Raw genomic sequence first — 12353 nt, 5'->3', positions numbered from 1 at the left:
GGATTGAATACCAAACCTACAAACAAGGCAGCCCCCGGTCGAGAATTATATCTCAATCGGGGCTGCCTTGTTTTGGAAGGTTTTTTATTGCGATTCAATTAGCTGGATGACCAGGCTGTGCATTAGTCGAAGGCCTGGCCGACCTTCCAGACGTTCCAGACGTTGCCGACCAGGGCAGGGCTGGGTTCGAGAACCTGCTTGCCGGGTTTCCAGCCCGAAGGTGTGGCCTTGGAGCCCTTGCTTTCGCGGACGACCTGGAAGGCCTGGATCTGGCGGATACTCTCCAGCACGTTGCGACCCACGGGCGGAGTCAGGACCTCGAAGCCCTGGACCACGCCGTCCGGGTCGATGATGAACCGCCCGCGGACATCGACTCCTCCGGCCGGATCATACACGCCGTAGATTTGGCCGACCCGGCCTCCTGGATCGGAGAGCATTGGAAAGGGGATTGTCTTGGAAGTGGTCATCTTGGACAATTCGTGGTCCACCCACATTTTGTGGACGAACATGCTGTCCGTACTCATGGACAGGACCTGAACGCCCAGCTTAGCAAACTCGTCGTGCTTTTCGGCGACCGCCGAAATTTCGGTCGCTCAGACGAACGTAAAATCGCCAGGATAAAAACAGAGAACCACCCATTTGCCCAAGTGCGCGGAAAGGGAAACAGACGTGAATTTGCCCTGAAAATAGGCCGGAGCCGTGAAGTCAGGAGCCTTTTGACCGACCTGGATCATTGTTTTTCCTCCTTGGTGTACGCTTGTCTTTTCTTTTGGGAGTGATGGCTCGGCAGGTGTCTCGCCGACTTCTGCCACGGGTCTGGTGCAGCCGGCGGCCATTTCTTCGGTCATGACTTCCTCCATTGTTAAGGTGCACGAGAGATGCACCGAGGGGTACATCTCCTTAGTGAAAATGATTCCTTGTTGAAAAAAGACCTATTGGATTTCTCGATGACAATCAAGTCCCAAGATCCAATATAATTATTGGTTCGACCAGTGAACACATGAATTTTGAAAAATTTGTCTTGACAACTTTACAGATTTTTCAAAATATTGATGTCCACGACGGGAGAATCACCATGCTCAATCGAAATTCGCCAATGCCGCTCTATCATCAACTGGCTGAAATCCTGCGCCGGGAAATTCGGCAAGGCGATCTTGTTCCCGGAGACCGCTTGCCCTCGGAGCATGTTTTGGCCGAAACCTACGGCATCGGGAGGCCTACGGCCAGACAGGCCCTGGAGATTCTGGTCCACGAAGGCCTTCTTGTTCGGCGTCGGGGCTCCGGAACCTTCGTGGCCAGTCCAACAGCTCATATTGATCTCTTTTCCCTCGCTGGAACCATGGCCTCGTTTTCCGGAGCCGGGGTGGATTTTGAGGTGGAGCTTTTGTCCGGTCCTAAGCTCAAACTTTTGGAGGCCGAGGCCTTTAACCCTTATGCAGGAACCCAGGCCATGGTTCTGAGTCGCCTGAGCCGGGTGGGCGGAGAGCCGGTTCTGGTGGAAAATTTCTTTCTCCACCCCGGACTGTTCGGGTCCATGGCGGGCATGGACATGAGGGGCCGCTCCCTGGCCCAGGTGGTCAGGGAGGATTTTCATCTCCGTCTTGAAGGTGGCGAGCAGCGCTTCTCCATCGACTATCCGGACGAGCGGTTGGGATTGCTGCTTAAGATTTCGATCCACAAGCCCATGCTCAAGGTCCAAAGATTTCTTCATTTCCCCGGAGCGAGAAACGCCGTGTACGCCGATCTGTTCTGCCGGACCGATCGGTTTGTTTTCACCCAAACCATTGGAGTGCCAACATCATGAATAGGCCCGGATACCATGGCCGTTTCGGCGGTGCCTTCCTGCCGGAGATCCTCGTGGCCACATTTGACCAGTTGGGGCAGGCCTTTGCCCAGGCCAAGGCCGACCCATCCTTCTGGCAAGAGTACACGGAACTCATGTCTACCTATTCCTGTCGGCCCACGCCCCTGACTCCGGCCGACAACCTGAGCAGACACTTTGGCGGGGCCCGCATCTTCGTCAAGCGCGAAGACCTGAACCATACCGGAGCCCACAAGGCCAACAATGTCATGGCTCAGGGTCTGCTGGTCCGCCGCATGGGCAAGACCCGGGTCATCGCCGAGACCGGAGCCGGTCAGCACGGCGTGGCCACGGCCACCATGGCCGCCCGGTTCGGATTTTCCTGCACGGTGTACATGGGCGAGGAGGATGTCGAACGCCAGCGGCCCAACGTCTTCTGGATGCAGCAGCTTGGCGCCGAGGTCGTGCCGGTCCGCGACGGCTCGAGAACCCTCAAGGACGCCATCAACGAGGCCCTGCGCGACTGGGCCCGGAACATGGACGATACCCACTACGTCCTGGGCACGGCCTCGGGCCCGCACCCCTATCCGGAAATGGTGGCCTATTTCCAGTCCATCATCGGCTTGGAGGCCCGCAAACAGATCCTGGCCCAGGCCGGAAAGCTCCCCAAAAGGGTCTACGCCTGCGTGGGCGGAGGCTCCAATGCCATGGGTATTTTTTCCGGATTCATGGACGACGATGTGGAACTGGTCGGGGTCGAGGCCGGAGGCAAGGGACTTGGAACGGGTATGCACGCGGCCCGTCTTGCCTCGGATCAGGGCTCGGTGGGCGTGGCCCAGGGATACAAGACCTATTTTCTCCAGGACGACGATGGCCAGATGCGCGACACCCACAGCGTGGCCGCAGGCCTCGACTATGTCGGGGTCTCACCCATTCTGGCCCATCTCCACGAAACCGGGCGGGCTCGATTCGAGTCGGCCACGGACGCCGAAGTGGTCGAGGCTCTGCGTCTGACCATGCGCATGGAAGGCCTCATTCCGGCCCTGGAATCGGCCCATGCCTTTGCCCAGGCTTTCAAGGAGGCTCCCAAGCTCGGTTCTGACGACGTCATCGTCATCAACCAGTCCGGCCGGGGCGACAAGGACATCTTCACCGTGGCCGACGCCATCGGCGACCCCGATTGGGAACGGTTCATCATCAAGAAGGCGGAGGCCTACCATGCTTGAGAGCTACATCCGATCCCGCCGGCAGGAAAAAGACATCCTGCTCATGACCCATATCGTTCTGGGATACCCCGACTTCGAGACCTCTCTGGCCCTGGTGGAGACCATGGTCCAGGCCGGGGTGGACTTGATGGAACTCCAGATTCCCTTTTCCGAGCCCATCGCCGACGGGCCGGTCATTGCCCGGGCCTGCCAGAAGGCCCTGGAGCGTGGCGTCACCGTGCGCCGCTGTCTGGAAGCGGCCCATGAGGCCGCCGCCAACAATGACATTCCGTTTTTGTTCATGAGCTACTTTAACATTTTGTTCAAATACGGAACGGATGCCTTTGTCCAACGGGCCCGGGAGGCCGGAATCAAGGGGGCCATCGTCCCTGACGTCCCCCCAGAGGAAGGCGATGAGTATCTCACGGCCATGACCGCCCATGGCCTGGACCCCATCTTCATTTTTGCCCCGACCTCAACGGATGATCGCATGAAGATCGTTGCCCGGCACGCCCGAGGGTTTGTCTATTGCGTGGCCCGCAAGGGCGTGACCGGCGAGAAGACCGAGTTCTCCCGCGATCTGGACGGGTATCTGGCCCGATGCCGTCGGGCCACGGAGCTGCCCCTGGCTTTGGGTTTTGGTGTATCCAGTCCTGAGGACGTGGATGCCTTGAGGGGCAGGGTGGACATCGCCGTGGTCGGCTCTCAGGCCATCCGTGTTCTGGAAGACAAAGGCGCGGCCGCGGTGGGCGAGTTCATCGCCGGATTGCGGAAGTGAGGTCCTCGGTCAAGACTCGTTCGAGAACCGTTTTCAGTTCGTCGATCCGGTACGGCTTCTGGATAAATCCGGCCAAACCCTGAAAGCGGCTGGTGGCCTCCTGCTCGGAATAGCCCGAGCAGAGAACGACCTTGATGTCGGCCCTGATCTCGCGCATTCGGACGAAGGCTGTGGGCCCGTCCATGCGGGGCATGGTCAAATCGAGGAGCACGCAGGAAATGGCCTCGGGGTCGGCTGCAAGAATCTCCACCCCTTCCTGTCCATCGGAGGCGAGCAGCACCCGGTAGCCCATGTCGTGCAGGGCCTCGGCGCACATCTCCAGAATCATGGGTTCGTCGTCCACGACCAGGATCGTGGGCGAGATCGACGTTTCCCTGAGCGGTGACAAAGCCGGGCCCGGCTCGGCCATCGGCGGTTGGGGCGGGATGGGATCTTCGGCCGTTTCGGGCCTCCCGACCGGAAAAAGAATCCGAATGGTCGTTCCCCGTCCCGGAACGCTCTTGATGAAAATGGCCCCCCGGTGGCTGCGGACGATGCCCAGAACCGAAGAGAGGCCAAGCCCCCGGCCGGTGAACTTGGTGGTGAAGAAAGGATCGAAGATTCGGGCTTGGGCGGCCTGGTCCATGCCGCAGCCGCTGTCCTCGACCTCCAGCCAGACATAGTCTCCGGGTTCGGGTTTCTCCTCGAGTCGGCTTTTGGTAAGAAGATCTGCCGAGGCCTCCATCCGGCCGGTGTTCAGCCGCATGACCCCAACCCCTTCGCCTATGGCCTCGGACGCGTTGGTGATCAAGTTCATGACCACCTGCTGAAGCTGGGCCGGGTCGGCCATGATCGGGGGAAGATCCCGGGCCAGGTCCAGTTGAAGGGTGATGGTTTTGGAGATGGCCGCCTGAAAGATGTGCAGGTTTTCCGCGATGCATCGACTGACGTCTACGGCCTGGAACATGAATTGTCCCCGACCCGAGTAGGCCAGCATCTGCAAAGAGAGTGCGGATGCCAGCCGAGCCGCCTTTTGAGCCCGCTCGATGCCTGGCCGGGACGGATGGTTTTGATCCATGGCCTTGAGGGACAGTTCCAGACTGCCCAGAAGGGCCGAAAGCAGGTTGTTGAAGTCATGGGCAATGCCTCCGGCCAGGACTCCCAGGCTTTCCAGTTTCTGAGCATGGAGCAGGCGACGCTCCATTTCCAGCCGATCCTCTTCGTGTCGCTTTTGCTCGGTGATGTCGGTGATAAAACCCTCGATCATCGATGTCAGGCCGCCCGGCGTGTTCACGCCCTGGCCGCTTTCCCAGACCCAGCGAACCTGACCCGACTTGGTCACGATCCTGTACCGGACCTCGAACGGTCGCTTCTCGGACAAGGCCAGGCCGACCTCCCCGGCCAACTGGTCCCGGTCCTCAGGGTGGACGATATCGTTGTAGGCCACCACTCGATTGCCCACCAATTCATCCGGAGCGTATCCGGTCAGGGCCAGACTTCCCTGGCTGGCAAACTCCATGGTCCAGTCTTGATCGAATATGCAACGATAGGCCATGCCCGGGAGATTGCCCAGGAGGGTGGAAAGATAGCGCCGGCTTTCGTCCAGTTCCGTGGTCTTCTGGGCCACGAGGTCGGACAGGTGGTTTTGGTGGAGTTCGACCACGTCCCTGGCCCGGCGAAGGCTGAGGATCATCTCGGCGATGGCCCGGCCGAGTTCGTCCGATTCGGAGGCCGGCCGGACCTCCACCTCCAGGTCTCCCCGAGCCACGGAGCCGGCCGCGGCGGTCAGTCGTCGGAAATGAACACCCATGGCCTCGAAGGCCGATTCGGCCTCCTTGATGCGATGGACGACGGCATTGAAGGCTCGGGCCACGCCACCGACTTCATCAGGCTGGTCTATTTCAAGAGGTTTGGCTTCGGTTTTGAACGACGAGGGCGTTCCGCCCCGGGAGATGGCCATGAGTTGCCCTGAGAACAGGCGGAGGTCCGTATCGGCCAGGGTGGTGGAAGCCCGCATGACCCGGATCAGCGGGGAGGTGATCCGACGGGCGATGACGATGCTCAAGACCGCGCCAAGGGTCAGAATGGCCGCCAGGATGGCGACGATTTCCCGCTTGGAATCGGCAATGAGCTGGTTGGCCTGGTTTTCGTGGAAGGTGAACCGAGCCTCGATTTCGGCCACACTCTCGGCAATGGATGTGGCGATGGCTTGATTCAGGATGTCCAGACGTTCACGCTTCAGCCGGTGCTGGGTCCTGAAATCGGTGCGGATGGAATCGAATCCGGCCTTGAAGTCCCTGACGGCGTCCACGGCCTTGAAGACCGCTGCCTGGCCGTTATCGTTTTCCATGGCCGAGCTCATGCCGGCAAACAACTCCAGAGTCTGGGTATAGGCCTTGTCAAAAAGCACCCCGTAGCGTTCGTCTCCGACATCGAGATACTTGTTGGCCTGAAGAAGCATCTCCAAAAAGGTCTTCTGGACATTTCCCAGGGCCAGGAGGATCGATGTTTCCGTGCTGCCCAGGCCAAGAACGCGAATGGCACTCAGATGCTTTTCGGCCCGGTATCGCGCGTCGTCCAGAATCATGAGCACGGTCAATTGGCGGTCGAGAACGATGCGGGCCACTTCCCTGAAGGCCTGGCCGTATTCTTCGACATGACGGCCGATCTCGGTCATGGCCTCTTGACTCGATCTATCCTTGACCAGGGCCTGAGTGGACTCGATGAGCTCCAGAAGAATGGCGTAGTTCTCGTTGAAGCTATTCAAACTGTCCTGGCTGTGGGTGTCGATGTAGGACCCGGCCGCCAGACGCATCAACCCGGTTCGTCCGGCGATTTCCCGGTGAAGACTGAGTTCCCGGGCAAGATTCCGGCTGAGGTCCTCGACGCTTGTGGAAATGTCGGAAACTCGTTTTAAAACCAAGCCCCCAAGGCCAAGCATGAGAATGGCCATGAGCAGGAAGCCGAAGAGAATTTTACGGCCGACCTTGGCGGTGACAAAGCGGACCGGATTCAACATTGGTCCCCTTCAGGGATGGAGTTTCCGGGGCTGGCCGCCAACTTCATGGGCCGGGCTCCCGACCGCATCCACGGGCCGGTTCGTACCACAGGGCCAGACCTTGCTGGAGAGCGTCGGCGGCGTTGCGGGGAGACATGTCGCCGCGGATGACGGCCTTTGTCAGGTCCATGAGCAGCGGATAGGCGTCGGGATTGCCATCCCGGAGCCGGTCCCAGACGAAACGAACGTCCGTTCCCCGGCCCTGGTTCAGGGAGAGAAATTCCCTGGCCGCGGCATGGTCGAGTTCCGGAACGGTCCTGTGCATGGGGAAAAACCCCGGAAGGGTGTTGCCGAGCAATTCGCCCGTGGCCGGGTTGGTCAGCCAGGTCAGGAAGACACGGGCGGCCTCTTTGCGGGTGGAGGCCGAGTTCAGGCCGATGCCGGCGTCGAGGTGAAAGGTGATGTGGCCAGGATACCCGGCCGGCGGGGGCGGGGCGAACACCCTCCAGGAAAAGGCCGGTTTTTCCTGTTCAAAATAGGGGATGTCCCAGGATCCTCCCATCCACATGGCGGCCTTGCCCTGGACAAAGAGTTGCAGGCTGTCGCTGTAACGCAAAAAATCGTGATTGTCGGGAAAGAATCTGGACAGGTCGTGCAGAGCCTCGAAGGCCCGGACCATGCTCTCATCGTTGAAGCATCGCCGCCCGGCGAGGTATTCGAGTCTCCCGGCCCGGCCGCCGATGAAGTTGGGCAGAATGTTGAAGAAGACGATCTCGTTGATGGTCCAGGCATCGCCGCAGGCGTTGGCAAAAGGGGTGATGCCGTGTTTCTTCAGGGTCTCGGCCGCGGCCAGGAGCTCCTCCCAGGTGCGGGGCACGGACAGCCCGAATTTCGAGAAGAGGTCCGCATTGTAGTAGACGGCGTGGGACGTGGCGATGAACGGAACACCGTAGACCACGCCGTCGTCACCGGTCCATGGAGCTAGGCTCTCGGTGGCGAAAGCCCACGCCAGCCCAGGCAGATCGTTCAGTTTTTCGAGATGCCCGGCTTCATGGAGTTGTCTGGATTTGGTGAAGGACCGTAAATAGAAGAGGTCCGGGGCCGTGCCGCCTTCGAGCTGGGCAGTTAGCACCTGATCGTAGTCCGGGGCCGGGGTGGGGTCGAATACGACCCGGATATCCGGGTGAGCCTCGTGAAAACGGCCGAGAATCACGTTCATTTCCGGGATGTCGTCGGTCCGCCACGAGCCAAGGGTAAGGACGGTCATCGGTTGAGCGGAATGGAAACCGGCGGTCGCGGGAAAGCTCAAACAGAACAGGAGGATCAGAGCCACGAGGGATGAAAAACAAGAATGGATTGTGGAGATCATGGACAAAAACCTCGCTTGTGGGACGGCTGTAAAACCAGGCCCGCCATGGACGAATCAGGATCGGGTCGGAATCCCGATTCCATGATGCCAAACTAGATTCATTTCGGGTAAAAGTCCATTCAAATGGGGCTGGAAACGGTCCCGGCCCTCGACAGGGGGAATTTACTCTTGATCAAGCCGGAGATATGCTCACCTTGAGCCAAGATCAATGAAGGTCGAGATCGGCTCCTTGGATTCTGGCGTTCCGATCGACCCGACTAGACAATAAACGATTGGAGTATGTGGCTTTGGATCTCATCGTCCTTCTTTGCATCATTCTGGCCGCCTTGGTCGTCTTTGTCGGTGGCTGGCTTCGGGTCGATCTGGTCGGACTTCTGGTCCTCTCGGCCCTGGCCCTGACCGGGCTGGTCACAGCCCAGGAGGCTCTGGCCGGATTCAGCAGCCCGGCCGTGATCACGGTCCTGGCCATGTTCATCCTTTCGGCCGGACTGACCCGCACGGGCATCGCCCTCAAACTCGGCCAGCCCCTGCAGCGTTTCGCCAAGGGCAGCGAGGCCGGACTCATGGCCGCCCTGATGGTTTCGGCCAGCATTCTTTCAGCCCTGGTCAACACGACCACCGTGGCCGCCATCCTTCTTCCGGCGACCATGGAGCTGGCCAGACGCAGCGGCCGGTCGCCGTCGCGCCTCCTCATGCCTTTGGCCCTGGGCTGCCTGCTTGGTGGACCATTCACGGGCATCTCCACTCCCCCGAACATCCTGGTCACCGAGGCTCTGGTGGAGGCCGGACTGCGGCCTTTCGGTCTATTCGAGTTCACACCCATAACCGGCATCATCGTCATTGCCGGTATCGTCTTCGTCCTTCTCATCGGCCGACGATTCCTGCCCCATCACTCCGCGGAGGGAGGTGATAACTCGCTTTCCAGACTGGGAGCGTCATACCAGCTCGACGTCCACGTCTTCACCATCAGAATTCCGGCCCGGTCCTCGCTGGCAGGCCGGACTCTGGCCGAAAGTCGGATGGGCTCGGCCCTGTTTCTGACCGTGGTGGCCCTGCAACGCCGGGGAGTCCTCATGCTTGCGCCCAGGCCGTCGGAGACGCTGGAATCCGGGGACACCCTGATCGTTCACGGCCAGCCTGAGCATTTACGTCGATTCAACGGCAGGCAGCACTTGATGACGGAATCGTTTCGAGGAATCGAGGACATGGTCTGCAAGCGGTTGGCCGTGGTCGAGGCCTTGATCGTGGAGGGCTCGGCCCTGGTCGGCACGACCTTGGGACAAAGTGGCCTGCGCCCCAAATTCCGGGTTCAGGTTCTGGGCCTCTCCGGTCCGGACGGCGTTGTTCCGGCCGACCCGCTGCACCATCGTTTTGTCCCGGGGGACCGTCTGGTCCTCCAGGGCGAACCCGAGGCCCTGGACGCTTTGATCCAGGCCGGGATGATCGCCGAACCCAAAGATGTCCAGGCCGACTTTGACCAAGGCGAATCCCGATCGCCGAAGTTCAAACGCCAAACCGGTCTTCTGTCCGTGCGGGTACCGCAGGGGTCTGTGTTGGCCGATCGCGATCTGGTCGAATCCCGCCTGGGAAATGCCTTCGGATTGACCGTGGTTGGGATCATCCGGGAGCGGGACATGCTCTGTATGCCATCACCCCAGGAAAAAATTCTGGCCGGTGATCTGTTGGTCGTTCAGGGTTCACCCATTGACCTGGAAGTTCTTGAAGCTCTCCAAGAACTCCAGGTCGAAGAGGGCGACCGTGGCCTGATGGCCGAACTGGAGTCGCAGCAGGCCGGGGTCACCGAGGTTCTTCTTTCACCCCGGACCACCCTGGTTGGCCGGACTTTGGCCGAACTTTTTTTTCGGGAACAATATGGCCTGAGCGTTTTGGCCGTCTGGAGGAAAGGACAGGCCTTCAGGACCGGACTCCAGGACATGCCTCTCCAATTTGGGGACGCCCTGCTGGTCTACGGCCCGAGGCGAAGCCTGGAGGCCTTGGCCCGGAACCCGGACTTCCTGGTCCTGGATCAGGATGCCGCCCAGGCTCCACGTCTGGAAAAGGCCCCAGTGGCGGCAGTGCTCATGGTCGCCACGATTTTGAGCGCCATTCTCGGCTTGGTGCCCATTGCCATTGCCGCTCTGACTGGATCGGCCCTGATGATTCTCCTGGGTTGCCTGACCATGGACGAGGCCTATCGGGCCATCGAGTGGAAGGTTATCTTCCTTATCGCCTGCATGCTCCCCTTGGGCGTGGCTGTGGAAAAAACCGGCGCGGCGGGATTGGGGGCCGAAGCCTTGATCGGTACGGTCGGTGATTTCGGGCCCAGATGGGTGGTGGCTGCACTCTTTTTCGTCACCGTCCTCGCCACCCAGGTCATCCCCACGGCGGCTTTGGTGGTTCTCATGGCCCCTGTGGCCCTGACCGCGGCCGAGGCCCTGGCCATCTCGCCGCATCTACTGATGATGACCGTGGCCCTGGCTGCTTCGGCCAGCTTTGCCAGCCCCCTGTCCCATCCGGCCCATCTCCTGGTCATGAGCCCAGGCGGCTACAGGTTCGTGGACTACCTGAAGCTCGGCGTGCCTCTGACGGCGGTCACCATGGCTGTCTGTGTCTGGCTTCTGCCCATCTTCTGGCCGGCCTAGTCGCTACGGGCCGATACGCCTCGTCAATCCATAGTTTTTACTGAACGCTGTCAGATTTTTACAATCTGTCAATCCGATTGACTGGTTGTAAAAATCGGTTTGACGGCCGAAAAACAGAGGCTTCGACCAAAGAGTCGATTCAGAATCAAAACGGCCCGGACGATACTACCGCCCGGGCCGTTCGATTTTTTGGAGGGCTCGGCTTCAGTTCGGGTGAACAAAACGAACCATGGACCCCCGACCTCCACCCCCACGGATGTCGATGAAATGGGTCGAACAGGAGATGCACGGATCGTAGGCCCGCACAAGCATGGACAGGCGCAGCTCGATCTCGGCTTCGGTCAAATCCCGCAGGTCGGGGATGAGGGCGTCCATGTCCTTCTGGATGTTGCCGTGGTTCTGGTTGGTGGGGATGACGCAGTCGGCGTCCACGATGCGCCCCTGGTCGTCGTATTCGTAGGCGTGGATGAGAAGCCCCCGGGGAACCTCCACCGTGCCCACGCCCTTGCCGGCCCGGGGCCGGATGTCCATGCGGGCCTCGGCCTTGATGCCCCTGGCCACAAGACCGTCCACGAGGGCAAGAGAATCTTCCACGCTGTGGACGCACTCGACCAATTGGGCCACGGAAATCATGTAGGGATTGTGACAGGGGGCACTCAAGCCCAAGGCCTTGGCCGCGGCCTTGGCCCGAGGCGTTAGGTAGGCGTGGTTCAGGTTGAAGCGGGCCAAGGCCCCGACCATGAGGGAGCCCATCTTGTTCTTGGTCCATTTGGCCGTGGACTGGCGGACCATGTATTCGTTGGTCACGTCCCGGTAGTGGCCGGCCGGTCGGGTCTGGTCAAGACTGGTGCTGATATGGCCGTGAAGCAGGGCGTATTCGGCCGGAGAAACGAGACCCACGTATTCAGTGGGCCGGGTGAATGCCGGAATGGCCCCAGCCACCGAGGCCAGCACGTCAACGGCGGTCTGAAGGCCGGAGAGGGAATCCTTGAGATCCCGGCGCAGAGTTTCGAGATCCTTGACCGTGGGCAGCTTGGCGAACCCGCCGGGCACGAGTCGCTGGGGGTGGGTCGTCCGTCCGCACACGACCCGGCTGAACTCGTTGGCCATGCGGTGGAGGGAGATGAGTGTCTTCAGTTCATTCTTGTGGGTGGAAGCCAGAGGAATGACCGAGCCCACACCAAAAAGGTCTGGCAACACCAGATAGGCCACGTGCAGCAGATGGCTCTGGAGGTTTTCGGCGTGCAGGGCCAGTTTGCGCAGTGCCACGGTCTGGATCGAGGGCCGGATCCCCATGGCATCCTCGGTGGCCTGGAGAGAGGCCAGTTGATGGCCGATGGAGCAGATGCCGCAGATGCGGGAGGTGATCTGATGGACATCTGAAAAATGCTTGCCCAGAAGCATGGCCTCGAAAAAGCGCGGAGCCTCGGGCACCTCCCATCGGCAGGCCTCGACCTGGCCGTCGGTGCCGATCTCGGCCACGATGTTGCCGTGGCCTTCGACCCGAGTCAGGTGGTGGACGTTGATTTTCTTGGGGCCGGGGGTCCCGGCGGTCTGTTCAAGGTCGCTCATATCCGCTCC

The 12353-nt window shown here is 60.4% G+C and carries 9 protein-coding genes; 4 read left to right on the top strand and 5 right to left on the bottom strand.

The genetic code is table 11. The features are described from left to right. Positions 1–122: 122 nt before the first annotated feature. Together EOM25_00365 and EOM25_00360 are read right to left on the bottom strand one after the other, a co-directional pair. A complete protein-coding gene (locus EOM25_00365) occupies positions 123–524 on the bottom strand; it encodes a redoxin domain-containing protein (GenBank protein NCC23639.1) in 402 nt (133 codons plus the stop codon). Positions 525–593: 69 nt separating this feature from the next. After that, positions 594–848, bottom strand: coding sequence for a redoxin domain-containing protein (locus tag EOM25_00360; protein NCC23638.1), 255 nt, complete (start codon positions 846–848; stop codon positions 594–596). A gap of 227 nt (positions 849–1075) precedes the next feature. On the opposite strand from EOM25_00360, the gene EOM25_00355 reads away from it, so the two are divergent. The 3 genes from EOM25_00355 to EOM25_00345 are packed head-to-tail and all read left to right on the top strand — an operon-like array spanning position 1076 to position 3784. Further along, a complete protein-coding gene (locus tag EOM25_00355) occupies positions 1076–1804 on the top strand; it encodes a GntR family transcriptional regulator (protein NCC23637.1) in 729 nt (242 codons plus the stop codon). After that, entirely contained in the window at positions 1801–3027 is a 1227-nt protein-coding gene (gene trpB, locus EOM25_00350) for a tryptophan synthase subunit beta (GenBank protein ID NCC23636.1), read from the top strand. Before EOM25_00355 ends, trpB begins: the two co-directional genes overlap by 4 nt. After that, the gene (locus tag EOM25_00345; GenBank protein NCC23635.1) at positions 3020–3784 is read left to right on the top strand and encodes a tryptophan synthase subunit alpha; all 765 of its coding nucleotides are present in this window, start codon (positions 3020–3022) and stop codon (positions 3782–3784) included. Before trpB ends, EOM25_00345 begins: the two co-directional genes overlap by 8 nt. On the opposite strand, the gene EOM25_00340 is transcribed toward EOM25_00345, so the two are convergent. Together EOM25_00340 and EOM25_00335 are read right to left on the bottom strand one after the other, a co-directional pair. Then, complete coding sequence (locus EOM25_00340; GenBank protein NCC23634.1) at positions 3762–6782, bottom strand: response regulator; 3021 nt, start codon at positions 6780–6782, stop codon at positions 3762–3764. The two genes, EOM25_00345 and EOM25_00340, sit on opposite strands and share 23 nt — an antisense overlap. A gap of 43 nt (positions 6783–6825) precedes the next feature. Further along, positions 6826–8130, bottom strand: a complete 1305-nt coding sequence (locus EOM25_00335; GenBank protein NCC23633.1) for a carbohydrate ABC transporter substrate-binding protein — start codon at positions 8128–8130, stop codon at positions 6826–6828. A gap of 281 nt (positions 8131–8411) precedes the next feature. On the opposite strand from EOM25_00335, the gene EOM25_00330 reads away from it, so the two are divergent. Continuing rightward, positions 8412–10772, top strand: a complete 2361-nt coding sequence (locus tag EOM25_00330; protein NCC23632.1) for an SLC13 family permease — start codon at positions 8412–8414, stop codon at positions 10770–10772. A gap of 204 nt (positions 10773–10976) precedes the next feature. On the opposite strand, the gene EOM25_00325 is transcribed toward EOM25_00330, so the two are convergent. After that, positions 10977–12344 carry a Ni/Fe hydrogenase subunit alpha gene (locus EOM25_00325; GenBank protein NCC23631.1) on the bottom strand — a complete coding sequence of 456 codons (1368 nt, stop codon included), beginning with the start codon at positions 12342–12344 and terminating at the stop codon, positions 10977–10979. Positions 12345–12353 lie beyond the last annotated feature (9 nt).

This window comes from Deltaproteobacteria bacterium, assembly GCA_009929795.1.
GTDB lineage: Bacteria > Desulfobacterota > Desulfovibrionia > Desulfovibrionales > Desulfomicrobiaceae > RZZR01.
This window is presented reverse-complemented; position numbering and strand designations above follow the sequence as displayed.